General features: G+C 65.9%; 19 protein-coding genes, 2 tRNA genes and 5 pseudogenes. 22 read left to right on the plus strand and 4 right to left on the minus strand.

Features of this window, described 5'->3' with window-relative positions; genetic code table 11:
• Window positions 1-386: 386 nt before the first annotated feature.
• The 4 genes from B6N23_RS03920 to B6N23_RS03935 all read left to right on the plus strand — a co-directional run bounded on the left by B6N23_RS03920 (window position 387) and on the right by B6N23_RS03935 (window position 3,484).
• Complete coding sequence (locus tag B6N23_RS03920; protein WP_302142034.1) at window positions 387-1,445, plus strand: methionine ABC transporter ATP-binding protein; 1,059 nt, start codon at window positions 387-389, stop codon at window positions 1,443-1,445.
• Window positions 1,426-2,079 carry a methionine ABC transporter permease gene (locus tag B6N23_RS03925; RefSeq protein WP_302142032.1) on the plus strand — a complete coding sequence of 218 codons (654 nt, stop codon included), beginning with the start codon at window positions 1,426-1,428 and terminating at the stop codon, window positions 2,077-2,079. Before B6N23_RS03920 ends, B6N23_RS03925 begins: the two co-directional genes overlap by 20 nt.
• Window positions 2,080-2,162: 83 nt before the next feature.
• On the plus strand, window positions 2,163-2,957 hold the full coding sequence (locus tag B6N23_RS03930) for a MetQ/NlpA family ABC transporter substrate-binding protein (protein ID WP_305502069.1): 795 nt from the start codon (window positions 2,163-2,165) through the stop codon (window positions 2,955-2,957).
• Between the two features lie 56 nt (window positions 2,958-3,013).
• Complete coding sequence (locus B6N23_RS03935; RefSeq protein WP_305502071.1) at window positions 3,014-3,484, plus strand: free L-methionine (R)-S-oxide reductase MsrC; 471 nt, start codon at window positions 3,014-3,016, stop codon at window positions 3,482-3,484.
• 98 nt (window positions 3,485-3,582) lie between these two features.
• Here B6N23_RS03935 and B6N23_RS03940 read toward each other — a convergent pair.
• The 3 genes from B6N23_RS03940 to gap form a co-directional block, all read right to left on the minus strand.
• Window positions 3,583-3,659, minus strand: a tRNA-Val gene (locus B6N23_RS03940).
• A 21-nt stretch (window positions 3,660-3,680) separates the two neighbouring features.
• Window positions 3,681-3,757 (minus strand) — tRNA-Val (locus tag B6N23_RS03945).
• A gap of 161 nt (window positions 3,758-3,918) precedes the next feature.
• On the minus strand, window positions 3,919-4,941 hold the full coding sequence (gap, locus tag B6N23_RS03950) for a type I glyceraldehyde-3-phosphate dehydrogenase (protein ID WP_305502074.1): 1,023 nt from the start codon (window positions 4,939-4,941) through the stop codon (window positions 3,919-3,921).
• Window positions 4,942-5,227: 286 nt separating this feature from the next.
• Between gap and pyk the strand changes: the two genes are divergently transcribed.
• The 16 genes and pseudogenes from pyk to glpD all read left to right on the plus strand — a co-directional run bounded on the left by pyk (window position 5,228) and on the right by glpD (window position 23,040).
• Window positions 5,228-6,688, plus strand: coding sequence for a pyruvate kinase (gene pyk, locus B6N23_RS03955; protein WP_305502076.1), 1,461 nt, complete (start codon window positions 5,228-5,230; stop codon window positions 6,686-6,688).
• Between the two features lie 46 nt (window positions 6,689-6,734).
• Entirely contained in the window at window positions 6,735-8,027 is a 1,293-nt protein-coding gene (gene eno / locus B6N23_RS03960) for a phosphopyruvate hydratase (protein WP_305502084.1), read from the plus strand.
• A 154-nt stretch (window positions 8,028-8,181) separates the two neighbouring features.
• The gene (locus B6N23_RS03965; protein WP_305502086.1) at window positions 8,182-9,084 is read left to right on the plus strand and encodes a hypothetical protein; all 903 of its coding nucleotides are present in this window, start codon (window positions 8,182-8,184) and stop codon (window positions 9,082-9,084) included.
• Window positions 8,972-9,757, plus strand: a complete 786-nt coding sequence (locus B6N23_RS03970) for an alkaline phosphatase family protein (RefSeq protein WP_305502088.1) — start codon at window positions 8,972-8,974, stop codon at window positions 9,755-9,757. Before B6N23_RS03965 ends, B6N23_RS03970 begins: the two co-directional genes overlap by 113 nt.
• A 41-nt stretch (window positions 9,758-9,798) precedes the next feature.
• Window positions 9,799-10,050 carry an OadG family protein gene (locus B6N23_RS03975; protein WP_305502091.1) on the plus strand — a complete coding sequence of 84 codons (252 nt, stop codon included), beginning with the start codon at window positions 9,799-9,801 and terminating at the stop codon, window positions 10,048-10,050.
• Window positions 10,051-10,106: 56 nt separating this feature from the next.
• Window positions 10,107-11,944, plus strand: a pseudogene (gene oadA / locus B6N23_RS03980) (sodium-extruding oxaloacetate decarboxylase subunit alpha).
• Window positions 11,945-11,955: 11 nt separating this feature from the next.
• A pseudogene (locus tag B6N23_RS03985) lies at window positions 11,956-13,283 on the plus strand (sodium ion-translocating decarboxylase subunit beta).
• Window positions 13,284-13,427: 144 nt separating this feature from the next.
• Window positions 13,428-13,907 carry a methylglyoxal synthase gene (locus tag B6N23_RS03990; RefSeq protein WP_305502093.1) on the plus strand — a complete coding sequence of 160 codons (480 nt, stop codon included), beginning with the start codon at window positions 13,428-13,430 and terminating at the stop codon, window positions 13,905-13,907.
• 50 nt (window positions 13,908-13,957) lie between these two features.
• Window positions 13,958-14,330, plus strand: a pseudogene (locus tag B6N23_RS03995) (phosphoglucose isomerase-related protein); the annotation flags it as partial.
• Window positions 14,314-14,709: a hypothetical protein gene (locus B6N23_RS04000; RefSeq protein WP_305502095.1), complete on the plus strand. Its 396-nt coding sequence runs from the start codon at window positions 14,314-14,316 to the stop codon at window positions 14,707-14,709. The pseudogene B6N23_RS03995 and the gene B6N23_RS04000, both read left to right, overlap by 17 nt.
• The gene (gene tpiA / locus B6N23_RS04005) at window positions 14,706-15,455 is read left to right on the plus strand and encodes a triose-phosphate isomerase (protein ID WP_305502098.1); all 750 of its coding nucleotides are present in this window, start codon (window positions 14,706-14,708) and stop codon (window positions 15,453-15,455) included. The genes B6N23_RS04000 and tpiA overlap by 4 nt, the downstream gene beginning before the upstream one ends.
• Before the next feature lie 636 nt (window positions 15,456-16,091).
• On the plus strand, window positions 16,092-16,880 hold the full coding sequence (locus B6N23_RS04010) for an MIP/aquaporin family protein (RefSeq protein WP_305502101.1): 789 nt from the start codon (window positions 16,092-16,094) through the stop codon (window positions 16,878-16,880).
• Window positions 16,881-17,128: 248 nt separating this feature from the next.
• Window positions 17,129-18,624, plus strand: a pseudogene (glpK, locus tag B6N23_RS04015) (glycerol kinase GlpK).
• 114 nt (window positions 18,625-18,738) lie between these two features.
• Window positions 18,739-20,622 (plus strand): glycerol-3-phosphate dehydrogenase/oxidase, encoded by a 1,884-nt coding sequence (locus tag B6N23_RS04020; RefSeq protein WP_305502103.1) that lies wholly within the window; start codon window positions 18,739-18,741, stop codon window positions 20,620-20,622.
• Complete coding sequence (locus B6N23_RS04025) at window positions 20,619-21,383, plus strand: DeoR/GlpR family transcriptional regulator (RefSeq protein ID WP_305502105.1); 765 nt, start codon at window positions 20,619-20,621, stop codon at window positions 21,381-21,383. The genes B6N23_RS04020 and B6N23_RS04025 overlap by 4 nt, the downstream gene beginning before the upstream one ends.
• A gap of 160 nt (window positions 21,384-21,543) precedes the next feature.
• On the plus strand, window positions 21,544-23,040 hold the full coding sequence (gene glpD, locus B6N23_RS04030; RefSeq protein WP_305502107.1) for a glycerol-3-phosphate dehydrogenase: 1,497 nt from the start codon (window positions 21,544-21,546) through the stop codon (window positions 23,038-23,040).
• Window positions 23,041-23,432: 392 nt separating this feature from the next.
• On the opposite strand, the pseudogene B6N23_RS04035 reads toward glpD, so the two are convergent.
• Window positions 23,433-24,814 (minus strand): annotated as a pseudogene (locus B6N23_RS04035) (class II fumarate hydratase).
• A 214-nt stretch (window positions 24,815-25,028) separates the two neighbouring features.
• Between B6N23_RS04035 and B6N23_RS04040 the strand changes: the two are divergent.
• Window positions 25,029-25,412 (plus strand): phasin family protein, encoded by a 384-nt coding sequence (locus B6N23_RS04040; RefSeq protein WP_110068358.1) that lies wholly within the window; start codon window positions 25,029-25,031, stop codon window positions 25,410-25,412.
• Window positions 25,413-25,583: 171 nt separating this feature from the next.
• The gene (locus B6N23_RS04045) at window positions 25,584-26,120 is read left to right on the plus strand and encodes a carboxypeptidase-like regulatory domain-containing protein (RefSeq protein ID WP_305502109.1); all 537 of its coding nucleotides are present in this window, start codon (window positions 25,584-25,586) and stop codon (window positions 26,118-26,120) included.
• Window positions 26,121-26,128: the final 8 nt, after the last annotated feature.

Here is a 26,128-nt window from a genome sequence, read left to right on the forward strand (position 1 = left end):
GGGCCCCGGGCGGGGCCAAGGGTCACGAGTGTAGAGAACTCTGCCCCGCCGCGTCCACGCCGGCACCCGGCACACCAGCGTTTTCACCTACCAAACACGAGAAAACAGGAAATTGTCCTGTCTAATGGGCGGGACGACCACAACAACACCCAGGCCGATTGACAGCCACGCCCGCCGCACCTAAGCTTCCCCGCTACATTGAACGGCGCCGATTTGTACCCGGCTTGCGGGCGCCAGCGCGGTGGCACACTCCTCGGAGCGGCCAGCGTGTGAAGTGCAGCTAAAAGGGTGTGTCCAGCGTTGATGGCCACCCGCAAGGGTGGCCTTTTTTTTGCGCCCACCCTGCCCTGCCCCGCCCGCCCCGGCGCCCCGTTTGCGGTGCTTCCATGATCCGACTCCAGAACGTTTCCAAGACCTATGCCCTCAAGGGCCGGCGCGGCAGCGCCCGGACCGTCCAGGCGCTGAAGGATATCGACTTCCACGTGCCCGCCGGCCAGATCCACGGCGTGATCGGCCTCTCCGGGGCCGGCAAGTCGACCCTGATCCGCTGCGTCAACCTGCTCGAGCGCCCCACTACCGGCACCGTCAGCGTGGACGGCCAGGAGCTCACCGGGCTCTCCCGCCAGGCGCTCAACCAGGCGCGCCACGGGATCGGCATGATCTTCCAGCACTTCAACCTGCTGACCAACCGCACGGTGTTCGCCAACGTGGCCCTGCCCCTGGAGCTGATGGGCATGAAGCGCGCCGAGATCCGCAGCCGGGTCACGCCGCTGCTGGAGCTGGTGGGCCTGGCCGACAAGGCGGCCCAGTACCCGGCCCAGCTCTCCGGCGGCCAGAAGCAGCGGGTGGCCATCGCCCGGGCGCTGGCCAGCCGGCCCAAGGTGCTGCTGTGCGACGAGGCCACCTCGGCACTGGATCCCCAGACCACTGCTTCGATCCTGGCGCTCTTGCGCGACATCAACCAGAAGCTCGGCCTGACCATCCTGCTGATCACCCACGAGATGGAGGTGGTCAAGGCGATCTGCCACCGGGTCAGCCTGATCTCCGACGGCGAACTGGTGGAGGAGGCCGAGGTCGGCGACTTCTTCACCTCGCCCAGGACCCAGCTGGGCCGCGAGTTTCTCAACGACTTCCTCCAGCTGGAACCGCCCCGGGCGCTCTTCGAGCGCCTGGAGGCGACACCCGGCGAGCACACCCATCCGGTGGTGCGCCTGGCCTTCTCGGGCGATGCCGTCTCCACCCCGCTGATCTCCCGGCTGGCCCGGGAGTGCGGCGTCGACGTCAGCATCCTGCAGGCCAAGGTGGAATCGATCCAGGAGCGCACCCTGGGACTGATGATCGCCGAACTGATGGGCCCGCCGGCCAAGACCCGTGAGGCCATCGACTACCTCGAATCCCATGATCTGCACGTGGAGGTGCTCGGCCATGTCCAGCGCGATGATTGACCTGATACTCCGGGCCACCCTGGACACCCTCTACATGGTGGCCATCTCCGGGGTGCTCTCGGCCCTGGTGGGCATTCCCCTCGGGGTGCTGCTCTATGTGACTCGCCCCGGCCAGGTGCTGGCCCAGCCGGCGGTGAACGGCGCGCTCGGCATCGTCACCAACATCGGCCGCTCGATCCCCTTCATCATCCTGATGGTGGCGATCATCCCTTTCACGCGCATGCTGGTGGGCACCTCCATCGGCACCAATGCCGCCGCTGTGCCGCTGACCATCGCCGCCATCCCCTTCATCGCCCGCCTGGTGGAGGGCGCGCTCAACGAGATCAACCCGGGCCTGGTGGAGGCCGCCCAGTCCATGGGCGCCACCCCCTGGCAGATCATCACCCGGGTGCTGCTGCCCGAGGCCCGCGGCGGCATCTTCACCGCACTGACCGTCACCGTGGTGACCCTGGTGAGCTACTCCGCCATGGCCGGCGCCGTAGGCGGCGGGGGCCTTGGCGATCTGGGCATCCGCTACGGCTACAACCGCTTCAACCCCACCATCATGCTGATCACCGTGGCGATCCTGGTGGTCATGGTGCAGGGCTTCCAGAGCATCGGGGACTACTTGGTCCGCAAGAGCGATCACAAATGAAAAGACACCATCAATAGCTTTTTAATATTTAAAAAATTATTTTTATTCCATTATCATCGAACCATCACTCTAGGAGACCCGCCATGCGCAAGACACTGCTCAGCACCCTGCTCGCCTCCAGCCTGGCCCTCGGCGCCGGCAGCGCCCTGGCCGACGAGCACCGCATCAAGATCGGCACCGTGGCCGGCCCCGAGACCGACGTGATGCAGGTGGCCGCCGAGATCGCCCTGCGCGAGTACGGCCTGACCGTGGAGATCATCGAGTTCACCGACTACGTGACGCCCAACGCGGCCCTGGCCGACGGTAGCCTGGACGCCAACGCTTACCAGCACGAGCCCTACATGCAGGCCATGGTCAACGATCGCGGCTACGACTTCGCCGTGGCCGGCTACACCTTCGTTTATCCCATCGGCGCCTACTCCGAAAAGTACGCGAGCATCGACGAACTGCCCGAGCGCGCCCAGATCGCCCTGCCCAACGACCCCTCCAACGAGGGGCGCTCGCTGATCCTGATGCACAACAAGGGCCTGATCCAACTCGACGACCCGGAAAACCTCGAGGCGACGCCGATCAACGTGGTGGAAAACCCCAAGCGCTTCCGCTTCCGCGAGATCGAGGCCGCGCAGCTTCCCCGCGTGCTGCCCGACGTGGACATGGCCTTCATCAACAACACCTTCGCCCAGCCCGCCGGCCTGAGCCTGGACGACGCCCTGATCAAGGAGGGCCCGGAGTCCCCCTACGTCAACCTGATCGTGGTGCGCGGCGGCGACGAGGAGCGTGAGGCTATCCAGCAGCTGGTGCGCAGCTACCAGACCGAGGAAGTGAAGGCCAAGGCGGCCGAGCTGTTTGGGCCGGCGGCGGTGCCCGGCTGGGAATAAGAAAAACGGAGAAGAACAGGGGCCGGCCTTAGCCGGCCCCTTCTATTTCAGGAGCCATGATGACCGTTGACTATCCCCTGCTCGCCCGCCAGCTCGCCGCACTGCTCGATACCCGCGACTGGCTGACCAACAGCGCCCAGACCGCCGCCTTCCTGATGCAGGAGCTCCCCGAGCTCAACTGGGTGGGCTTCTACCTGCAGCGCGCACCCGAGACGCTAGGCCTCGGCCCCTTCCAGGGCAAGCCCGCCTGCCACCCCATTCCCTTCAGCAGAGGGGTGTGCGGCGCCGCGGCGCGCACCCGCAGCACCCAGCGCATCGACGACGTCCACGCCGTGGCCGACCATATTGCCTGCGACGCCGCCTCCCGGGCCGAGCTGGTGGTGCCCATCGTGGCAGGCGACCGACTGTGGGGCGTGCTGGACCTGGACAGCCCCAGGCGCGGGCGTTTCAGCGCCGACGACCAGGCCGGCATCGAGGCCCTGGTGGCGATCTTTATCGAGCGCACAGAACTGAAGCTGCCCGCCTGACGCGTGGCGCCGGCAGAAAATCGGAAGACACGGCTCGCGGCTGATGAAGCAAAAAGCAGAACGCCCCCGCAGCAGGGCTGCGGGGGCGTTCTGGAATCTGGTAGGACCAGGCGGATTCGAACCGCCGACCTCTACCATGTCAAGGTAGCGCTCTAACCAACTGAGCTATGGTCCTGTGGTGATGCCTTCTGCGTGCTGGTAGGACCAGGCGGATTCGAACCGCCGACCTCTACCATGTCAAGGTAGCGCTCTAACCAACTGAGCTATGGTCCTGTTTCAGCAGCAAATTGCCGGGGCGTGCTCGCCTCGGCAACGGATGCATATATTACCGATCCCCAAGGATTTTGCAAGCCTTCAGCGATCGCTTTTGACCCGCTCCACCGCCTCCTGCCAGCATCAGGTCGAGGCCTGGCCGAACTGGCCAATTCGGACAGTCAGGCTGCTTCGTGCCTGGCCTCGCCCACTGCCTGCATGGCCAGAGCGGTATCCAGCATCCGGTTGGAAAAGCCCCACTCGTTGTCGTACCAGGCCATCACCTTGACCAGCCGGCCGTTCACCCGGGTGTGGTTGGCGTCGAAGGTGGAGGAATTGGCGTCGTGATTGAAGTCGATTGAGACCAGCGGCTGAGAGTTGACCGCCAGCACAGGGGACGCCTCGGCGGCTTTGGCGACGATGGCGTTGATCTCCTCTTTGGTGGTATCGCGGCTGGCCGTGAAGACCAGGTCGACCAGCGAGACGTTGATCACCGGCACCCTCACCGCCAGGCCGTCAAACTTTCCGGCCAGATCTGGCAGCACCAGCCCGACGGCGGCGGCGGCCCCGGTCCGGGTGGGGATCATCGAGTGAGTGGCGCTGCGCGCCCGGTAGGGATCGCTGTGGTAGACGTCGGAGAGGTTCTGGTCGTTGGTGTAGGCGTGCACCGTGGTCATCAGGCCGTTCTCAATGCCCACGCTCTCGTTGAGCGCCTTGGCCACCGGCGCCAGGCAGTTAGTGGTGCAGGATGCGTTGGAGACCACCTTGTGCTCGGCGGTGAGCTCAGCCTCGTTGACCCCATAGACCACGGTGGCGTCTGCGTCGGGGCTCGGTGCTGAGATCAGCACCCGCTTGGCACCGGCCTCAAGGTGCTTGGCGGCATCGGCCCGCTTGGTAAAGAGCCCGGTACACTCCATCACCAGGTCAACGCCGAGCGACTTCCAGGGCAGGGCCGCCGGTTCGCGCTCGGAAAAAATTGCAATACGGTCGCCGTCCACGCTCATGCTCGCTTCATCGTGCTCCACTTTGCAGGGGAGGCGCCCGTGCACGGTGTCGTGGCGTAGCAGATGAGCGTTGAGAGCCGGCGCACCAAGATCATTGATGGCCACCACCTCCACACGATGGCGATAGCCATTCTCATAGAGGGCCCGCAGCACGTTGCGGCCAATACGTCCAAAACCATTGATGGCGATCTTCAGGGTCATGGGTCTCTCCTCCGTGGCGCTGCCACTCGTTGTGTTGTCGTGAGACGGAGGGAGCCCGGCCGGCGCCGATGGCGGCCAGTGGCCGCCTGCCGTGCCCACGGGCTCGTCCTTGCCCCTCAATATGCCCGATGGGAGAGGGCCGCTCAAGATTTTTTTGTTATATTTAGAAAAAAACTACTTGGAAAACCGCCAATATGTTCGTAAATTTGGCCAATTACCTTCACTAACGAACACATTGGTTGTAAGTTTACGTTTTAAACTCCCACCCAACCGACCGGAGGTCGCAATGCCGATCCAGCCCCCCATGCCCCCCATCCGCCGCACCAAGATCGTTGCCACCCTGGGCCCGGCCAGCGACCGCGAGGGCGTGCTGGAGGCCATGATCGCGGCCGGCGTCGATGTCGTGCGCCTCAACTTCTCCCACGGCTCGGCCGACGACCACCGTCAGCGCCTGGTGCGGGTGCGCGAGATCGCCGACCGCCTGGGCAGAAGCGTCGCCGCCCTCGGCGACCTGCAGGGGCCCAAGATCCGCATCGCCCGCTTCGCCGAGGGCGCCGTCGAGCTCGCCGAGGGCGCCACCTTCGTGCTCGACATGGCGCTCGACGGCAACGCCGGCGACGCGACCCGGGTCGGCTGCGACTACCAGCAGCTGATCGACGACGTCGTCCCCGGCGACCGCCTGCTGCTCGACGACGGCCGGGTAGTGCTCGATGTCACCGCCATCCAGGGGCGCGAGATTCACACCCGCGTGGTGGTGGGCGGCAAGCTCTCCAACAACAAGGGCATCAACAAGCAGGGCGGCGGCCTCTCGGCCCCGGCCCTCACCGGCAAGGACCGCGCCGACCTCGCCACCGCGGTGGCGATTGGCGTCGACTACCTAGCCGTCTCCTTCCCGCGCTCGGCCGCCGACATGGCCGAGGCCCGCGCGCTGCTCGGCGAGGCCGGGCGCGAGATCGGCCTGGTGGCCAAGCTGGAGCGTGCCGAGGCCGTGGCCGACGAGGCGACCCTGGACGGCATCATCGAGGCCTCCGAGGCGGTGATGGTGGCCCGCGGCGATCTCGGCGTGGAGATCGGCGACGCCAAGCTGATCGGCATGCAGAAGCGCATCATCAAGCGCGCACGCCAGCTCAACCGGGCGGTGATCACCGCCACCCAGATGATGGAGTCGATGATCGAATCGCCCCTGCCCACCCGGGCCGAGGTGTTCGACGTGGCCAACGCCGTGCTCGACGGCACCGATGCGGTGATGCTCTCCGCCGAGACCGCCGCCGGGGACTTCCCGGTGGAGACCATCGAGGCCATGGATCGGGTCTGCCTGGGCGCCGAACGCGAGCGCATCGCCCAGGAGTCCGGCCACCGCATCCACGAGGGCTTCTCGCGCATCGACGAGACCACCGCGCTGTCGGCCATGTATGCCGCCAACCACCTCTCCGGCGTCGCGGCCATCGCCTGCATGACCTCCACCGGCTACACGCCCTTGATCGCCTCGCGCATTCGCTCGAGCCTGCCCATCGTCGGCCTGGCCCACAGCCCGGTGGCGCAGCGGCGCATGGCGCTCTACCGCGGGGTGGTCTCGCTGCCCTTCGATACCCGCGACATGGCCCCCACCGAGCTCAACGACCGGGCGCTTCAGCTGCTGGTGGAGAAGGGCATCGCCGCCCCTGGCGATCACGTGATCCTGACCCGCGGCGATCACATGAACGCCCATGGCGGCACCAACACCCTGAAGATCCTCGACGTCCGTTAACGTTCTGACCAGACAGCCAATTTAAATAACATTGAAGGAAACTCGCATGACCAAGATCGTCGACATTCGCGCCCTCGAGGTACTCGATTCCCGCGGCAATCCCACCGTCCAGGCCGAGGTGCGGCTGGAGAGCGGTGCCGTGGGCGTGGCCTGCGCCCCCAGCGGCGCCTCCACCGGCTCCCGCGAGGCCCTGGAGCTGCGCGACGGCGACAAGAGCCGCTACCTGGGCAAGGGCGTGCTCAAGGCCGTCGAGGCCGTGAATGGCGCCATCCGTGAGCGCCTGGTGGGCCTGGATGCCGAGGATCAGCGAGCCCTGGATAACGCCATGCTCGAGCTGGACGGCACCGACAACAAGGCGACCCTGGGCGCCAATGCCATTCTGGCCGTCTCCCTGGCCGCCGCCAAGGCCGCGGCCGACGCCAAGGGCATGCCGCTCTACGCCCATATCGCCGAGCTCTACGGCCAGCCGGGCCAGTACAGCATGCCGGTGCCGATGATGAACATCCTCAACGGCGGCGAGCATGCCGACAACAACGTCGATATCCAGGAGTTCATGGTGCAGCCGGTGGGCGCCGCGAACTTCCGCGAGGCCCTGCGCATGGGCGCCGAGATCTTCCACGCCCTGAAGAAGGTGCTCTCCGCTCGTGGCCTCTCCACCTCGGTGGGTGACGAGGGCGGTTTCGCCCCCAACCTGGCCTCCAACGCCGAGGCCCTGGCGGTGATCAAGCAGGCGGTGGAAGACGCCGGCTACGCCCTGGGCCGCGACATCACCCTGGCGCTGGACTGCGCCTCCTCCGAGTTCTACCAGGACGGCCAGTACAACCTCGCCGGCGAGGGCAAGCAGTATGACACCCAGGGCTTCGCCGACTACCTGGCCGGCCTGTGTGACGACTACCCCATCGTCTCCATCGAGGACGGCATGGACGAGTCCGATTGGGCCGGCTGGAAGGCGCTGACCGACAAGCTGGGCGATCGCGTGCAGCTGGTGGGCGACGACCTCTTCGTGACCAACACCAAGATCCTCAAGCGCGGCATCGACGAGCAGATCGGCAACTCCATCCTGATCAAGTTCAACCAGATCGGCTCGCTCTCCGAGACCCTGGACGCCATCAGGATGGCCCAGGACGCCGGCTTCACCGCGGTGATCTCCCACCGTTCCGGCGAGACCGAGGACACCACCATCGCCGATCTCGCCGTGGGCACCTGCGCCGGCCAGATCAAGACCGGCTCGCTGTGCCGCTCCGATCGCGTCGCCAAGTACAACCGCCTGCTGGTGATCGAGAACGAGCTGGGCGAGCGCGCCCGCTACCCGGGGCTCTCGGCCATCAAGGGCCAGTAAGCCGCTGCTGCAGACTCCGGCAGAACAGGCTTGCTGTCGATGGACACAAGGAGCTATCCGGTTAGCCAGACAGATATCTTACCGAGCTGTAGCTGGCTACCTAAGGTAGCTACCGCAACAGCTTGGCCTTATAACTAAAAAATGAGACTGTTTCATGAGCCATATCTCTCCGCGCCCCGTTGCCCTGATCATCCTGGACGGCTACGGCCATAACCCGGACGCCGCCCACAACGCCGTGCTGGCCGCCCGCACCCCGGTGATGGATCGCCTGCAGCAGGAGCATCCGGCGACCCTGATCCACACCGACGGCCGCCACGTGGGCCTGCCGGAGGGCCAGATGGGTAACTCCGAGGTGGGCCACATGAACCTCGGCGCCGGCCGCGTGGTGTACCAGGACTTCACCCGCATCACCAAGGCGATCGAGGAGGGCGACCTGGATCTCATCGACGCCCTGACCGCGCCCATCGATGCCGCCGTGGCGGCGGGCCGGGCGGTGCACCTGCTGGGCCTGCTCTCCCCGGGCGGCGTGCACAGCCACGACGACCACTTCATTGCCATGGCCGAGCTGGCCGCCCGCCGCGGCGCGCAGCGTATCTACGTCCACGGCTTCCTGGACGGTCGTCGCGACATGCCGCCCAAGAGCGCCCTGGCCTCCCTCGAGCGCGCCAACGGGCGCCTCGCCGAGCTGGTCGGCGCCGACAACGGCTTCGTCGCCTCCATCATCGGCCGCTACTACGCCATGGACCGCGACAACCGCTGGGATCGCGTCGAGAAGGCCTACCGCCTGCTCACCGAGGGTGTCGGCGAGTTCGAGGCGGTGAGCGCCGAGGAGGGGCTGCGCGCCGCCTACGAGCGCGGCGAGACCGACGAGTTCGTGGCCGCTACCAGCATCCCGCCCCACCGGCGCCCCGGTGGTGCTGGAGGAGGGCGACGCCGCCATCTTCATGAACTTCCGCGCCGATCGCGCCCGGGAGCTGACCCGCGCCTTCGTCCAGGAAAACTTCGACGGCTTTCGAGCGCCGCGTCTGCCCGCGCCTCGCCGCCGACGGCCTGGTGATGCTGACCCAGTATGCCGCCGACATCCCCCCCCCCCCGCGGCCTTCCCGCCGGCGTCGCTCTCACACAACACCCTGGGCGAGGTGATGGAGAGCCGCGGCCTGACCCAGCTGCGCATCGCCGAGACCGAGAAGTACGCCCACGTCACCTTCTTCTTCTCCGGCGGCCGCGAGGCCGAGTACCAGGGCGAGACCCGGATCCTGGTGCCCTCCCCCCAGGAGGTCAGGACCTACGACGAGAAGCCGGAGATGAGCGCCGTCGAGGTCACCGACAAGCTGGTGGCGGCCAGCGAGTCCGGCGACTACGACCTGATCGTCTGCAACTACGCCAACGGCGACATGGTCGGCCACACCGGCGACTTCGACGCCGCGGTGAAGGCCATCGAGGCCGTCGACAGCTGCGTGGGCCGAGTGGTGGAAGCGATCGAGAAGGTGGGCGGCGCCTGCCTGGTCACCGCCGACCACGGCAACGCCGAGCAGATGGTCAACCCGGAGACCGGCAACCCCCAGACCGCCCACACCACCTTCGCTGTGCCGCTGATCTACGTGGGCCCGCGCCCGGCGCGGCTCCAGGAGGACGGCAGCCTGTGCGACATCGCCCCGACCCTGCTGACCCTGATGGACCAGCCGGTGCCGAAGGAGATGACCGGCCGGGTGCTGGTCGATTATGTCTGAACAGAGCCCGGGTAACAGGTCTACAACTGGAAGATTTCTATATGCAAGGCACGTCACTTTTGGAGGAGGGCCTAGCCCTGATGGGGCTCGGCATGGGCTTCGTTTTTGTTTTTCTTACCGTTCTGGTGATCGTGACCACCCTGATGTCGCTGGTGATCCGGCGCTTCGCCCCCGAGCCGCCCGCGCCCGCCGCCACGCCCACTCGCTCGCCGGCGTCCGCCCGCCAGGATGACGAGCTGATGGCGGTGATCGGCGCCGCCCTGCATCGCTACCGTCAGCGCCATCGCCGCTGACGCCGGCTTCCCCGCTTTCCCGACTTCCCCTTCACTATTACGACAAGGTCAAGCCAATGACTGACACCGCTCGCCCGCTCGGTATCACCGACGTCGTCCTGCGTGACGCCCACCAGTCGCTGTTCGCCACCCGCCTGCGCCTCGATGACATGCTGCCCATCGCCGAGAAGAAGCTCGACCGCGTCGGCTTTTGGTCGCTGGAGTCCTGGGGCGGCGCCACCTTCGACGCCTGCATCCGCTACCTGGGCGAGGATCCCTGGGAGCGTATCCGCGAGCTCAAGGCGGCCATGCCCAACACCCCCCAGCAGATGCTGCTGCGGGGTCAGAACCTGCTCGGCTATCGCCACTACGGCGACGACGTGGTGGACCGATTCGTCGAGCGCGCCAAGACCAACGGCGTCGACGTCTTCCGCGTCTTCGATGCCATGAACGACCCGCGCAACCTGGAGCGCGCCATCCAGGCGGTGCGCAACGTCGAGGGCCACGCCCAGGGCACCCTCTCCTACACGGTGAGCCCGGTGCACACCCTGGACGGCTGGGTCGAGCTCGGCAAGACCATCGCCGCCATGGGCGCCGATTCCCTGTGTGCATCAAGGACATGGCCGGCCTGCTCAAGCCCTATGACGCCTATGAGCTGGTCACCAAGCTCAAGGCCGCGGTGGACATCCCGATCCACATGCAGTGCCACGCCACCACCGGCCTCTCCACATCGACCATCGTCAAGGCCGCCGAGGCGGGCATCGACAACGTCGATACCGCCATCTCCTCGATGTCGATGACCTACGGCCACAGCCCCACCGAGTCCGTGGTGGCGATCCTCCAGGGCACCGAGCGCGACACCGGCCTGGACCTCGAGCTGCTCGAGGAGATTGCCGCCTACTTCCGCGAGGTGCGCAAGAAGTACGCCGCCTTCGAGGGCTCGCTCAAGGGCATCGACTCGCGCATCCTGATCGCCCAGGTGCCGGGCGGCATGCTCACCAACATGGAGAACCAGCTCAAGGAGCAGGGCGCCGGCGACAAGCTCGACGACGTGCTCCAGGAGATCCCCAGGGTGCGCGAGGACCTGGGCTTCATCCCGCTGGTCACCCCCACCTCCCAGATCGTCGGCACCCAGGCGGTGATGAACGTGATGATGGGAGAGCGCTACAAGTCGATCTCCAAGGAGGTCCAGGCGCTGCTCAAGGGCGAGTATGGCGCCGCGCCTGCCGCCTTCAACAAGGAGCTGCAGGCTCGCGTGCTGGAGGGCAAGGCGCCCATCACCTGCCGCCCCGCCGACCTGCTCGAGGCGGAGATGGATACGCTGACCAAGGAGCTCAAGGCGAAGGCCAAGGCCGACGGCATCCGCCTGGCCGAGGGCGAGCGCGAGATCGATGACGTGCTCACCTATGCGCTCTTCCCGCAGATCGGCCTGAAGTTCCTCAAGAACCGCGACAACCCCGATGCTTTCGAGCCGGCGCCCCAGGCGCCGGGCAAGGACGCCGCCGGTGCCAACCTGCCGGTCGCTGCCCAGAAGGGCGGGGCGCCGGCCGTCAGCGCAGGCGCCCCGGCCGGCCCCGAGACCTACACCGTCAAGGTCAACGGCAAGGCCTACGTGGTCGAGGTCGCCGAGGGCGGCGAGATCGCCGATGTCCAGGCGCAGGGCACTGCCGCCCAGCCCGCCGCCGAGGCCGCGCCGGCCGCAACCGGCGAGGTGATCAGCGCGCCGCTGGCCGGCAACATCTTCAAGGTCAACGTGCGCCCGGGCGATGCGGTCAAGGCGGGTGACGTGGTGATCATCCTCGAGGCCATGAAGATGGAAACCGAGGTGCGTGCGGCGAGCGCCGGTACCGTCTCCGCGGTCAAGGTCGGCGAGGGCGACAGCGTCGCCGTCGGTGACGTCCTCATCGAGCTCTAAGGGCCCTGACCATGGAGAATCTGCTGACACTCTGGGAGGGTTCGGGTGCCTACAACCTGACCCTCGGCCAGACGCTGATGATCGCGGTGGGCCTGGGGCTGCTGTACCTGGCCATCGCCAAGAAGTTCGAGCCGCTGCTGCTGGTGCCTATCGGCTTCGGCGGGATACTGGCCAACATTCCCGAGGCGGCTGCCTGGCCATCTCGGCCCTGGACCAGGCCATCGAGGTGGCGCGCCCCGCGGTGCTCCACCAGATGGCCATGGCGCTGGGGGCGACCCTGGACCCGCTGGCCGGCGAGGAGGCCTGGCGGGCCACCCTCAAGGCGCTGGTCGACAACGGCGCCTCGCCGGACCAGCTGCGTGCCGCCAAGGACGTGGCCATGAACGTCGGCTACGGCGACGGCCTGCTCTACACCTTCTACCAGGTCGCGGTCGCCTCGGGCATCGCCCCGCTGCTGATCTTCATGGGCGTGGGGGCGATGACCGACTTCGGGCCGCTCTTGGCCAACCCGCGCACCCTGTTCCTGGGCGCGGCGGCGCAGTTCGGCATCTTCGCCACGGTGTTCGGCGCGGTGGGCCTGTCGGCCCTGGGCTGGATGGACTTCTCCCTCGAGCAGGCCGCCGCCATCGGCATCATCGGCGGCGCCGACGGCCCCACCTCGATCTACGTGTCGAGCGTGCTGGCCCCGGAACTGCTGGGGGCCATCGCCGTGGCCGCCTACGCCTACATGGCGCTGGTACCGATGATCCAGCCGCCGATCATGAAGCTGTTGACCAGCAAGAAGGAGCGCGAGATCACCATGACGCAGCTGCGTCCGGTGTCGAAGCTCGAGAAGATCGTCTTCCCGCTGGCCCTGCTGATGCTGGTGGCGCTGTTCCTGCCGGACGCCGCGCCGCCTTTGGGGGGGATGTTCTGCTTCGGCAACCTGATGCGCGAGTGCGGCGTGGTCGAGCGCCTGACCGACACCGCCCAGAACGCCCTGATCAACATCGTCACCATCGTGCTGGGCCTGGCCGTGGGCTCGCGGCTGATGGCCGAGAGCTTCCTGGCGATGGAAACCCTGGGGATCATGGCGCTGGGCATCGTCGCCTTCGCCATCGGTACCGGCTCGGGTGTGGTCATGGCTAAACTGATGAATGCCGTTGGCAAGACCCCGATCAACCCGTTGATCGGCGCCGCCGGGGTCTCGGCGGTGCCGATGGCGGCACGGGTGGCCAACAAGGTGGGGCTGGAGTCCAACCCGCACAACTTCCTGCTGATGCACGCCATGGGGCCCAACGTGGCCGGCGTCATCGGCTCGGCGGTGGCCGCGGGGGTGATGATCAAGTACCTGGGCTGAGCGACACGCTTGTCATCGCCAGCAGCGGGGCGCCTCAGCGGCGCCCCCCACTACAGCGCCCTCATGGTATCTGGGCCGAAGGGAGCATCAGCCGCCAGACAGCCAGCGACACCAACACATTACAGACTCTAGAGGTGAAGGACCGTGATTGACTTACGCCCCAAACGCAGCGTGACGCGCACTCTCCCTGTTCGCAAGCGTATTGCACTCATCGCACATGACGGAAAAAAAGAGGAACTGCTGCAGTGGGTCGCGCGCTGGAAGCAAACCCTGGCCCAGCATGACCTCTCCGGCACCGGCACCACGGCCAGTCGCATCGGACGGGCACTTAGCCTGGAGGTCCAGGGGCTGATGAGCGGGCCGCTGGGCGGCGATCAACAGATCGGCGCCCTGATCACCGAGCAGCGGCTCGATCTGCTGATCTTCTTCTGGGACCCCTTCGCTCCGCAGCCCCATGATCCAGACGTCAAGGCGCTGCTGCGGCTTGCCGCCCTCTGGAACATCCCCGTGGCCTGCAACACGGCCAGCGCCGACTTCCTGATCAGCTCTCCCTGGCTAGCGTCAGAGTATGCGATGACCATTCCCGATGCCGGCGCCTGGGTCTCCGACCGCACCGCCGACTGACCCAAGAGCCCCAACCGATAACAAGAGGCGAGGCTTCCGATGTTCCAGTTGAACCGCAGCGCTGCCCGGGGAACCGCCCCTCCAGCACCCTGCTGCTCGACGAGCTGGCACCGAGGAATCTGGGCGCGCTGATCGCGCTGTACGAGCACAAGGTGTTCGTACAGCGGGTGATGTGGAACATCAACTCCTTCAACCAGTAGGAGGGTGCAGCTTGGCAAGCGCATCGCCGGCGAGATCAACGAGCGCATAGACGAGCCGCGCCAGGACTGCGGCGCCTCTACCCAGGGGCTGCTGGCGCGGGTACGCGAGCACTTCACAGCTAGCGAGACCGAGACCGCCGAGCCAGCGGCGAACACGCCGCACTCGCGAGCGCTCCGCGGAACGCCTCGCCCTCCACGAGGCGCGCATGGCGGCCCAGCATAGTCGTGGGGTGCACCGCGCGAACATGGTGGCCATAGCCGCCGTCAATTACTTCCAGGCCGCTCTGGTCACCGACGAACGTGTATCCGGGGACTACGACAAGGTCCCCGCGGCCATCTACATGGCCCCCGAGGCTATCACCGGCAGCCCCCTGGCTACCGCTTCTGAGCTCGGCGCCTCGGTGTTCGGCGGCTTCGAGAGAGGACATTTCGGCAACCAAGCCGCTGAAAGCAGTGCTCTGGCGGGAGAGCACCCTTCCTGGGAGACCCGAAAGGATATCGCCTCGTCTGGCGCCAGGGTCTCATCCCAGCAGGATACATTCACACAACATCCTGACACGACACCCCTGCAGAAACTGCAAAAAGAGGACAACAACTCATGAGAACTCCGCTGGTTGCCGGCAACTGGAAAATGAACGGCTCGGCAACGCTCGCTGAAGCGTTTGGACATGCCTTTACGGAGGCGACGCTACCAGAGGGACTGGAGGTGGTGATCTGCCCGCCCTTCCCCTATCTGGAAGCGGCGCAGCGCGCCTTCGACGGCACGCCGCTTCACCTGGGTGCCCAGACCCTCAACCCGCTCCACTCCGGAGCCCATACCGGTGAAGTCAGCGGGCGAATGCTGGGCGAGTTCGGGGTGCGCTATGCGCTGGTAGGCCACTCGGAGCGTCGCCAGCTCTACCGTGAGAATGACGAGCAGGTCTTCGACCGGCTGCTGGCGGCGCTCAGCGTGGGCCTGACGCCGGCGCTGTGTGTCGGCGAGACGCTCTCAGAGCGCGACGCCGGGCACACCATGGAAGTGGTCCTGCGTCAGACAGGTTTCGTGATGTCGCGCCTGGAGCCCGAGCAGCGCCAGCGAATCGTCATTGCTTACGAGCCGGTATGGGCCATCGGCACCGGCCGCACCGCAACGCCGAAGCAGGCCCAGGAGGTGATGGCAGCCATTCGCGAGCACCAGGCGAGACACGATCACGAGCTGGCCAGTGGACTGAGACTCCTCTACGGCGGGAGCATGAATGCCGACAATGCCGCCGAACTGCTTGCACAACCGGATATTGACGGCGGCCTGGTGGGCGGGGCCTCGCTGAAAGTCGACGACTTCCTGGCCATCTGCCAGTCAGCGAGTTGATGCAACAGGCCACATCGAGCATCAGGACTGCACTTCCAGTCTGCGGGCCGGAAGTGCGATTAGCCACCGGACAGCACACCGACACTTCCTTGATCGCCGAAACCTGCAGCAACCCGATCACGATGTCGGCCTCGCCGACCCCATCTGGTTGGCAGCAGGCATGTCCATAATGAACACTCGAACCGCTTCGTCACGCCTCCAGAAAGCAACGCAACCCCATCGCATGAGCGCCGCCGCACGGCGCTCTGCCTCCCACAGAGTACCTGACTCACAGCCGCCTGCTTTAAGCTCCCAACAACGGGGAGCAGCCACCGACCCCGTGCGAATAGTTCGATAAAGAACACTAAGTACGCTTACGCTCAGTAGACAAGCCGCCAATCCTTGGCAATGAGCAGGTTGCGAACGCGCATAATACGAAAGTAGAACCCCTAAAAAAGACATTAAAAACAAGCCACTAAGTCAATTGTTTTCGTGATCGACCGACCAGAGGTTGTCATGTTCGAATTTTGACAATAATGTTCGATTTGCAACTCAAGGGCGCTGCGTCGTTGTTGATCGGCCTCTACGACCACGCCTGCGGCCGCTAATGCAAACGACCTCACAACGGCTCACAACTACAAGACAAAGGTAACGCTAATGACTCCGTTTCTCGGCGAAATAATCGGCACGATGCTACTTATCGTATTCGGTGGCGGCGTAGTCGCTGGTGTGCTGCTCAAGCACTCCAAGGCTGAAGCCGGCGGCTGGATCGTTATCACGATGGGGTGGGGGTTGGGGGTCGCCGTGGCCATTTATGCCGTGGGTAGCGTCAGCGGCGCTCACATCAACCCAGCCGTAACCGTTGGCCTCGCCGCCATCGGCGAGTTTCCTTGGTCCATGGTGCCAGCCTATCTGCTAGCGCAGCTGATCGGCGCCTTCATCGGCGCGGTGATCGTTTGGCTACACTACTACCCCCACTGGGAAAAAACCGAAAACCCGGGTCTGAAGCTGGCGGTGTTCTGCACCGACCCAGCCATCGAGCACACACCCTCCAACATGATGAGCGAAGTCATCGGCACCTTCATGCTGGTGCTAGGCATTCTGGCGATCGGCGCCAACGACTTTACCGAAGGGCTCAATCCGCTGATCATCGGCTTGTTCATCCTGGCCATCGGCCTGTCGCTTGGCGGTACCACAGGCTACGCCATCAACCCGGCGCGTGACCTTGGACCGCGGCTGGCGCACTTCCTGCTCCCCATTGCAGGGAAAGGGGGCTCCAACTGGAAGTACGCCTGGATTCCGGTCGCGGGCCCGCTTATCGGTGGCGTGGCGGGTGCACTCTTCTATCGCCATGTCTTCGTCGACGGCAGCGCGCTGGCCATGACAATCGCTCTGCTGGCCATCATCGCATGCCTAGCCGTCGGTTCCAGAGCGTCCGGGGCCTGACCAGGCCCATGCCAGATGCCGTAGCCGGCGCTGCCAGCAACATCACCAAGCCCAAGTAACCACAGAAGCAGGACAGGCAGTCGCCAACACCGTTGGCGCACCTGAGACATGAATACTGACACAACAACTCATCATGACAGCCTTGATAGCCAGCCGGACGGCTCTGCTGACGAGCATCACCGCGCCACGCTGGCGGCAGAGCATTAATCGGCAAGCGACTCAACGGCCCAACCTGTGGAGCAACCATCATGGAACAGCAGTACATCCTGTCGTTTGACCAGGGCACCACCAGCTGCCGCGCTATTCTGTTTGATCGTAACGCGCAGATCGTTGGCATCGCGCAGAAGGAGTTCAACCAGTACTACCCCACCCCCGGCTGGGTCGAGCACGACGCCATGGAGATCTGGGGCAGCCAGATGGGGGTGGCCCGCGAGGTGCTGGAGACCCAAGGCATTAAGCCCTCCGAAGTGGCGGCCATCGGCATTACCAACCAGCGCGAGACCACGGTGGTGTGGGACCGCCATACCGGCAAGCCGATTCACAACGCCATCGTCTGGCAGGACCGTCGCACCGCGACGCTGTGCGACGACCTCAAGGCACGCGGGCTGGAGGATTACATTCGTGAGACCACCGGGCTGGTGGCAGACGCCTACTTCTCGGGCACCAAGATCCGCTGGATTCTCGACAACGTCGAGGGGGCCAGGGAGCGGGCGGAGCGCGGCGATCTGCTGTTCGGCACCATGGATACCTGGCTGGTCTGGAACCTGACCCGGGGCGAGCGGCACGTCACGGACTACAGCAACGCCTCGCGCACCCTGCTCTACAACATCCGCACCCTGGAGTGGGACTCACGCATGCTCGAAGAGCTGGGTATCCCGGCCGCCATGCTGCCGGAGGTGCGCCCCTCCAGCGAGATCTATGGCACCACCGGTGCCGAAATGTTCGGCGGCGCGCGGATCCCCATCGCCGGCATCGCGGGTGACCAGCAGGCAGCGCTCTTCGGCCAGGCCTGCTTCGAGAAGGGCATGGCCAAGAACACCTACGGTACCGGCTGCTTTCTACTGATGAACACCGGCGAGACCCCCGTGCCCTCCAAGTCCGGCCTGCTCACCACCATCGCATGGGGGCTGGAAGGCAAGGTGGAGTATGCCCTGGAAGGCGCCATCTTCATCGCCGGGGCGGCCGTGCAGTGGCTGCGCGATGAGCTCAAGCTGATCGACTCGGCCGAAGACTCGGAGTACTACGCCAGCAAGGTGGAGGACGCCGGCGGGGTCTACGTGGTGCCGGCCTGGGCGCCCCCTACTGGGACATGTACGCGCGCGGGGCGATCTTCGGCATCACCCGGGGCACGCGCAAGGAGCACATCACTCGCGCCACCCTGGACTCCCTGGGCTACCAGACTCGCGATGTCATCGACGCTATGCAGGCAGACTCCGGAATCACCCTGAAGTCTCTGCGGGTGGACGGCGGGGCCGTGGTAAACAACGTCATGATGCAGTTCCAGTCCGACATGCTGGGAGTCAACGTGGAGCGTCCGCGGGTCACCGAGTCCACCGCCCTGGGGGCTGCCTACCTGGCGGGTATCGCCGTGGGCCTGTGGACCCAGGACGAGCTGAAGGAAAAAGCCGAGCTGGATTGCACCTTCGAGCCGCAGATGGACGAAGAGCAGCGTGAGCGCCGCTACAAGGGGTGGAAGAAAGCCGTGCGACGGACCATGCACTGGGAGAAGGAAGACATGGAGTAACCCCGTTCGCGACATCGAACCAGACCACCGTGGCCAACGCACCCGGTGGCCTGGCCCACTTCCCGATAGGGACGAGGCCTCATGGCCAACACCTTGTTTCGACAGGACCCTACAATGCAACTGCGCAACAGCAATCTCGACAAGCTGGCCAGCGAGACCTTCGACGTGTTGATCATCGGGGGCGGGATCAACGGCGCCTCCGCGGCAGCCGCCCTGGCCGGAAAAGGCGTCAAAGTGGCGCTGATCGATCGCGGCGATTTCGCCGGCAGCACCAGCATGCACTCCTCCAACCTGGTATGGGGCGGCATCAAGTACATGGAGAGCTACGACTTTTCACTGGTTCGCAAGCTGTGCAAGAGCCGCAACCACCTGATGAGAAGCTACCCCTCAACGGTGCAGGAGATACGCTTCCTAACCACTGTGACGCGGGGGTTTCGTCACCATCCCCGCTTCTTGTGGGCGGGCACCTGGCTCTACTGGCTGATTGGCAACGCCGCCACCCGGCTGCCAAAATTCTTGTCCCCCTCCGCCCTCAGAGAGCGCGAGTCGATCATCGACACCAGCGAGGCCGCGGGCGGCTTCGAGTACTCGGACGCCTACCTGCACGACAACGATGCCCGCTTCACCTTCAACTTCGTGCGGACGGCGCTGGACTACGGTGCGGCTGCCGCCAACTATGTGGAGTCGCTCGGCGCGCAACGCCAGGACGGCACCTGGGTCACACGCGCGCGCAACGTCATTGACGGCGACACCTTCGAGATTCGCGCCCAGGTTATCGTCAACGCCGCCGGCCCCTGGGTAGACGAGCATAACGCCATGACCAGGCAGCAGACCCAGCATCAGCACGTCTACTCCAAGGGCATTCATCTGATTGTACCGAAGCTCACCAGCAGCCAGCGCGTACTGGCCTTCTTCGCCGATGATGGCCGCCTCTTCTTCGTCATCCCCATGGGCGAGCGCACCTGTATCGGCACGACCGATACCCGCATGGAGAGCCCCGACGTGCATGTGACAGACGAAGATGTCGCCTTCGTACTGGACAACATCAACAAGCGCCTCAAGCTGGCCAAACCCCTCGACCGCGATGTCATCATCGCCTCGCGCTGCGGCGTCCGCCCGCTAGCGGTCAAGGCCAGCGCCGGCAGCGGCCGTGACTTTCTGCAGCTCTCGCGCAAGCATGTTATCGACACCAACGCTGCCGACGCGCACATCAGCATCTTTGGCGGCAAGCTGACCGACTGCCTGAACGTGGGCGAGGAGATCGTCGCCGAGGTGAAGCGCTTTGGGGTGGCGGTGCCCTATCCTGACTATCGCTGGTACGGCGAGCCCCCCGAGACAGTCAGGCAGGAATTCTTGCATCAGGCGCGCCTGATGGATCTCGACGCCATGACCTCACCGGAGGCGTCAGAGCCGCTGACGACGCGGCTGTGGCGGCGCTACGGGACCCATGCTCTGGACATGCTCGAGGAGATTCGGGAAGACCCGCGCCAGGGCGAACTACTGATCGAGGGCACCGAATACATCCGCTGCGAGCTGCACCAGGCCAAGCGCCGTGAAATGATCACCCGGCTCGAGGACTTCCTGCGACGTCGCGCCAAGATCTCCCTGGTGGTCAACAACGATCAGATTCGCCACTCTCCCGGCCTTCGGGAAGCCTGTGAAATGCTTTTCGGTGACCAAGCCCAGGCACGCTATGATGAGTACTTCGCCGATCCACACGATCAGACGCCTGAAGCACTTAGCCCCGTGGCCGCGGCGGACAATCCGGCCCGCTCCGAATCGCTGAAGTGGTGGAGGGACGCTCGATCCAGACCACCACCACGCCCTCTGGAGAGCCTCAGGGGCAGCGAAAGGCAGGGAATTTGCCATGGAGGCTCCCCTTATCCCTCATTGTATGTTCGATTATGGTCACTGAGTGTGCGTCAGGTAGTGTTGGAAGCGACTGCAGCACAACAAGATGATCACATACAATGGCGTGACAATAGGGAGCCCCCATGAATCAGCAACTTCGTCAGGATGCCATCGTCGACCTGGTCCGCCAGCAGGGCTATGCCAGCATCGAGCAACTGACCGATCACTTCAGCGTCACCCCCCAGACCATTCGCCGCGACCTCAACGCCCTGGCTGAGGAAGGGCGGCTCCGCCGGGTCCACGGCGGCGCGGGGCTCGAATCGAGCACCGTCAACACCGCCTACGCCACTCGCAAGACCCTCAACCTCGAGGCCAAGCGCCGCATTGCCGCGCTGCTGGCCAGCCGGATCCCCGACAGCTCATCGCTGTTCATCAATATCGGCACCAGCAACGAGGTGATCGCCGAGGCGCTGCTGGAGCACCACCGCGAGCTGGAGGTGATCACCAACAACCTCAACGTGGCGGCCATCCTCCAGCACAAGGAGGACTTCAACGTGATCATCGCCGGCGGCCAGGTGCGCTCCCGGGACGGGGGCATCATCGGCGAGGCCACCATCGATTTCATCAACCAGTTCAAGGTGGACTACGGCATCATCGGTATCAGCGGCATCGACGAGGACGGCTCACTGCTGGAGTTCGACTACCAGGAGGTGCGCGTGGCCCAGGCCATCATCCAGAATTCGCGCCAGGTCTATCTCGCCGCCGACCACTCCAAGTTCCGCCGCAACCCCTCGGTGCGCCAGGGCAATATCACCCAGATCCACGCCCTCTTCACCGACCTGCGCCCCCCCCAGTCGATCTGCCAGCTGATGGAGAGCCACGACGTGGCCCTGCATATCGCCGACTGAGTCCCGCCGCCCAACCTGTCGAAAGCGAACCCTGCAGAGTTCGATTTCGCCCATTGATGTTCTTTTCCGAGTACAGTACTTTCACCTATGAAAAATACTGGTGGAAGCGCTGGCGGCCCCCACCCCGCCGAGCGATGGATCGGAGGAGACAATGACCCCCATGGCACCCCTGGACCTCATGGTGATCGGCGGCGGAATCAACGGCACCGGCATTGCCAACGACGCGGCCGGCCGCGGGCTGCGCGTCGGCCTCTGCGAACAGGGCGACCTCGCCAGCGCCACCTCCTCCGCCAGCAGCAAGCTCATCCATGGCGGCCTGCGCTACCTGGAACACCGCGAGTTTCGACTGGTGAGCGAGGCGCTGCGCGAGCGCGAGGTGCTGATGGCCAAGGCGCCCCATATCATCTGGCCAATGCGCTTCCTGCTCCCCCACCGCTCCCATCTGCGGCCGGCCTGGATGATTCGCGCCGGCCTCTTCCTCTATGATCATCTGGGCAAACGCCGAGCGCTGCCCGCCTCCCGCGGCGTGCGCTTCACCGCCCAGGGCCCGCTCGCACCGAGCATCACCCGTGGCTTCGAATACTCCGACTGCTGGGTGGACGATGCCCGCCTGGTGGTGCTCAACGCCCTGCAGGCCCGGGAGCAGGGCGCCGAGGTGCTGGTCCGCACCCGCTGTATCGCTGCCCGCGAGGTGGAGGGGCTCTGGGAGCTGGAGTTGGAGGATGCCGCCAGCGGCGAGCGCTTCCTGCGCCGCGCCCGGGCGCTGGTCAACGCCGCCGGCCCCTGGGTGGAGCAAGTGATACGCCAGGGGCTCGCGCGCGAGCCGCGCTATGGCATCCGCATGATCCAGGGCAGCCACCTGGTGGTGCCCCGCCTCAACGAGGACGAGCGCGCCTACATCTTGCAGAACCAGGACGGGCGCATCGTCTTCGTGCTCCCCTGGGAGGAGGACTTCAGCCTGGTGGGGACCACCGATCGCCGCTACGACGGCGATCCGGCCCGGGTCACCGCCACCGACGAGGAGATCGACTACCTGCTGGGGGTCGTCAACGCCCACTTCCGGCGACCGCTCGCCCGCAAGGACGTGCTGCGCACCTTCTCCGGCGTCCGGCCGCTGTGCGATGACGAGTCGACCGCCCCCTCCGCCATGACCCGCGACTACACCCTCCATCTGGACACCAGCGGGGTACCGCTGCTCAGCGTCTTCGGCGGCAAGCTGACGACCTACCGCCGGCTCGCCGAGGCCGCCCTGGCGCAGTTGGCCCCGCACCTGCCGACGATGGGGCCCGCCTGGACCGAGAAGACTCCCCTCCCCGGCGGCGACATCGGCAGCCAGGTCGATTTCACGGCACGGCTGCTCGCGGAGTTTCCCTGGCTGGGCGAGGCGCGGGCGCGCCGGTTCGCGCGCACCTATGGCTCTCTCTGCCTCGAGTTTCTCGCCAGCGCCCGGGCCGAGGCCGATCTCGGCCAAGCGTTCGGCGCCGGCCTCACCGCCCGGGAGGTCGACTATCTGGTCGACCGGGAGTGGGCAGTCGGCCTCGAGGATGTCCTGTGGCGGCGGACCAAGCTCGCCATGCGCCTGAGCGAACGGGACCGTCAGCGGCTCGACCACTACTTGACGACGCGCCAGAGGCGCACCTCCATGGGCGTCAATTGACCGTTAGGTCTAGGCACTGTCCGAAAACTGACTGCGCTCGTCCATACGGCGTTAAAAATCGGCTCAAAGTACTCATTTACACTGCGTAAACTCCGTCTTTTCGCCGATTTTTGCCTTGTCTGGCCTTCGCTCGCCGACTTTTCAGACAGCGCCTAGTGTTTGACATCGCCCGGCGGCAAAACCAAGCTGAGGGAGCAATCTTTCGGAAGCAACCAGACTTGTTCTCGGCATGTCGGTTTCCGAACATCGCCATGCCTATGCCCCCAGGGTTACCCAACCCGCATCGCTTACCCGGTCCGCTCCCGCCCTGGCCGACTGCCTCGAGGCGATCTGGAGAAGCGATGCGCAGCGGACGCCTGCATATCGCCGGCTTCTCTACCGGCCCGCCGCCCCTACTCCGGAATCCCGCCTCGGGTCAGCGCCGCCGGGTCCAGCAGCCGCTCGAGCTCCTCCCGGGAGAGCTCGGTCTGCTCCTCGGCGACGTCGAGGATCGGCCGCCCCGCCTGATAGGCCTGCTTGGCGATCGCCGCGGCGGCGTTGTAGCCGATCACGGCGTTGAGCGCCCGTCCAGGAGGATGGGGTTGCGCGAGAGCGGCGCCTGCAGGCGATCCTCGCGCACCTTGAAGGTGGCGATGGCCCGGTTGGCGAGCAGCCAGGCGGTGTTGCTCATCAGGGTGATGGAGGTCAGCAGGTTGTGGGCCACCAGCGGCAGCATCACGTTGAGCTGGAAGTTGCCGCTCTGCCCGGCGATGGTCACGGCGGCGTCGAGGCCGATGACCTGGGCGGCCGCCTGGGCCGCCGACTCCGGGATCACCGGATTGACCTTGCCCGGCATGATGGAGCTGCCCGGCTGCAGCGCCTCGAGCTCGATCTCGCCGAGGCCGGCCAGGGGGCCGGAATTCATCCAGCGCAGGTCGTTGGCGATCTTCATGACCACGCAGGCGAGCCCCCTGAGCTGCCCGGAGAGCTCCACCGCGGCGTCCTGGGAGGCCAGGCTCGCGAAGAGGCTGTCGTTGGGCACGAAGGCGAGCCCGGTCTGCTGCGACAGCTCCGCGGCCATGCGCGCGGCGAACTCGGGATGGGCGTTGATGCCGGTGCCCACCGCAGTGCCGCCCTGGGCCAGGCGGCAGAGCCGCACCAGGGCGTCGTCCAGGCGCTCGACCGCCTGCCCCACCTGGCTCGCCCAGCCGCCCAGCTCCTGGCTCATGCGCAGCGGCATGGCGTCCATCAGGTGAGTGCGGCCGGTCTTCACCACCCCGTCGAGCTCCACCGCGCGGGCCTCGATGGTCTCACGCAGGTGGACCAGCGCCGGGCGCAGCCGCCCGCTCACCTCCAGCGCCGCGGAGAGGTGGATCGCCGTGGGGATCACGTCGTTGCTGGATTGCCCCATGTTGACGTGATCGTTGGGCCCGACCTCGACCCCCTCGCGGTTCGCCAGATGGGCGACCACCTCGTTGACGTTCATGTTGCTGGAGGTGCCGGAGCCGGTCTGGAAGAGATCCACCGGGAACTGGTCGTCATGCTCGCCACGGATCACCGCCTCGGCGGCGGCGGCGATCGCCGTGGCCCGCGGGGCGTCGAGCAGGCCAAGCTCGGCGTTGACCCGGGCGGCGGCCAGCTTGATGCGGGCGATGGCGTGGATGAAGGCCGGCGGCATCGGCTGCCCCGACACCGGGAAGTTGTTCACGGCACGCTGGGTCTGGGCGCCGTAGAGGGCATCGGCCGGCACCTCCAGCTCGCCCATGCTGTCTCGCTCGATACGCGTCTCGTTCATGGCTCGCTCCTCGCAGGCGGCGTGATCATCGGGTTCAGCCTGGCGCTGCCACCTCGGATCCGCAAGCGTGAGACGACGCGTGGCGACGCATCCGAGCATGAGAGTTTTCACCCCGAGGCGATGTTGCAGTGCACAAACCACTCTGCTATTGTGCATTGCAACAGGGCAGGCTTCCTGCTCCTCAACACCAGATGAACCAGGAGGTTCTACCATGATGAACGCCTTCAACTTCGACACCAAGCAGTTCGACACCCAGCAGTTCGACGCCCTCTTCTTCGGCCCGGCCCGCGCCTACGCCTCCCTGTCCGTGGACTACGCCGAGAAGCTGGCCCACGCCCAGTTGGACGCCACCAAGGCCTACACCGACACCGGCCTGGCCCAGCTGCGCACCCTGATGGCCGTCAAGGATGCCGAAGGCCTGAAGAGCTACATGGAAGGCCAGCAGAAGGTCGCCAAGGACCTGGCCGAGCGCCTGAAGGGCGACGCCGAGAAGGTCGTGGCCCTGCAGCAGGACTTCGTCCAGCAGAGCCAGAAGCTGACCGAAGAGAACGTCAAGCAGGCCCAGGCGACCGCCACCAAGGCTACCGCCCAGAAGTAAGCCGCCGCTGCCGGCCAGGCCGGCAACCGCCGCGCTTCAGAAAAGCCGCCGCCCTCCGGGGCGGCGGCTTTTTGCTGGGCGCTCGACACGCACGGCGTGGCCTGGGCAGCGGCTTGCGCTATGCTCTTGGGCTGGCACAGGGCGCCGATGAACCTCTCAGGGAGTGACACCATGAAACGCTGGATACCGATGCTGCTGCCGGGGCTGCTGCTGGCCGGCTGCGAGATCATGCCCCCCGCCCCGACGCCCACCGAGCGCATCGAGGTGGTCGACCGCGAGGTCGAGCCGGCCGAGGAGGTCCGCGAGGTCGCTCCCGGGCGTGTGGCTCGCCAGGTGGCCTTCCCCGCCGCCGAGTATGCCGCCCTGGAGAAGTCGGGCAGCGCCGTGATCAGCGGTCGACTGATGCTGGGCGGCCAGCCGGTGGCGGGCGCCGGCGTCTCCGCCGCGCCGGTGACCACCTACTCCGCCGAGGCGGCGGAGAAGGCGCTGGCCGGCATCGCCGTGGAGCCCGCCGACCCGCGAGCGCGGGAGTATACCCACAGCACGCGCACCGACGGCAGCGGCCGCTTCCGCCTCACCGGCCTGCCCGCAGGCGCATTCTACCTCTCCGGCGCCGGTCCCGACCCGCGCACCGGCGAGGCGCGGGTGGTGATCCGCCAGGTGCAGCTGAGCCGTGGCCAGCAGATGGAGGTCGAGCTCAGCCGCTGAGCGGCCAA

The sequence above is a fragment of the Halomonas alkalicola genome (genome assembly GCF_030704205.1).
In the GTDB taxonomy this organism is placed as follows: domain Bacteria; phylum Pseudomonadota; class Gammaproteobacteria; order Pseudomonadales; family Halomonadaceae; genus Halomonas; species Halomonas alkalicola.

Bases quoted from the DNA above. Each gene is read 5' to 3' on its own strand.
- glpD (WP_305502107.1), top strand. From the start codon at position 21,544: ATGGCACCCCTGGACCTCATGGTGATCGGCGGCGGAATCAACGGCACC.
- eno (WP_305502084.1), top strand. From the start codon at position 6,735: ATGACCAAGATCGTCGACATTCGCGCCCTCGAGGTACTCGATTCCCGC.
- B6N23_RS03965 (WP_305502086.1), top strand. From the start codon at position 8,182: ATGAGCCATATCTCTCCGCGCCCCGTTGCCCTGATCATCCTGGACGGC.
- B6N23_RS04040 (WP_110068358.1), top strand. From the start codon at position 25,029: ATGAACGCCTTCAACTTCGACACCAAGCAGTTCGACACCCAGCAGTTC.
- B6N23_RS04000 (WP_305502095.1), top strand. From the start codon at position 14,314: ATGGCGGCCCAGCATAGTCGTGGGGTGCACCGCGCGAACATGGTGGCC.
- pyk (WP_305502076.1), top strand. From the start codon at position 5,228: ATGCCGATCCAGCCCCCCATGCCCCCCATCCGCCGCACCAAGATCGTT.
- B6N23_RS03970 (WP_305502088.1), top strand. From the start codon at position 8,972: ATGAACTTCCGCGCCGATCGCGCCCGGGAGCTGACCCGCGCCTTCGTC.
- B6N23_RS04045 (WP_305502109.1), top strand. From the start codon at position 25,584: ATGAAACGCTGGATACCGATGCTGCTGCCGGGGCTGCTGCTGGCCGGC.
- tpiA (WP_305502098.1), top strand. From the start codon at position 14,706: ATGAGAACTCCGCTGGTTGCCGGCAACTGGAAAATGAACGGCTCGGCA.
- B6N23_RS03925 (WP_302142032.1), top strand. From the start codon at position 1,426: ATGTCCAGCGCGATGATTGACCTGATACTCCGGGCCACCCTGGACACC.
- B6N23_RS03975 (WP_305502091.1), top strand. From the start codon at position 9,799: ATGCAAGGCACGTCACTTTTGGAGGAGGGCCTAGCCCTGATGGGGCTC.
- B6N23_RS03935 (WP_305502071.1), top strand. From the start codon at position 3,014: ATGATGACCGTTGACTATCCCCTGCTCGCCCGCCAGCTCGCCGCACTG.
- B6N23_RS03930 (WP_305502069.1), top strand. From the start codon at position 2,163: ATGCGCAAGACACTGCTCAGCACCCTGCTCGCCTCCAGCCTGGCCCTC.
- B6N23_RS03920 (WP_302142034.1), top strand. From the start codon at position 387: ATGATCCGACTCCAGAACGTTTCCAAGACCTATGCCCTCAAGGGCCGG.
- B6N23_RS04010 (WP_305502101.1), top strand. From the start codon at position 16,092: ATGACTCCGTTTCTCGGCGAAATAATCGGCACGATGCTACTTATCGTA.
- B6N23_RS04020 (WP_305502103.1), top strand. From the start codon at position 18,739: ATGCAACTGCGCAACAGCAATCTCGACAAGCTGGCCAGCGAGACCTTC.
- B6N23_RS04025 (WP_305502105.1), top strand. From the start codon at position 20,619: ATGAATCAGCAACTTCGTCAGGATGCCATCGTCGACCTGGTCCGCCAG.
- gap (WP_305502074.1), bottom strand. From the start codon at position 4,941: ATGACCCTGAAGATCGCCATCAATGGTTTTGGACGTATTGGCCGCAAC.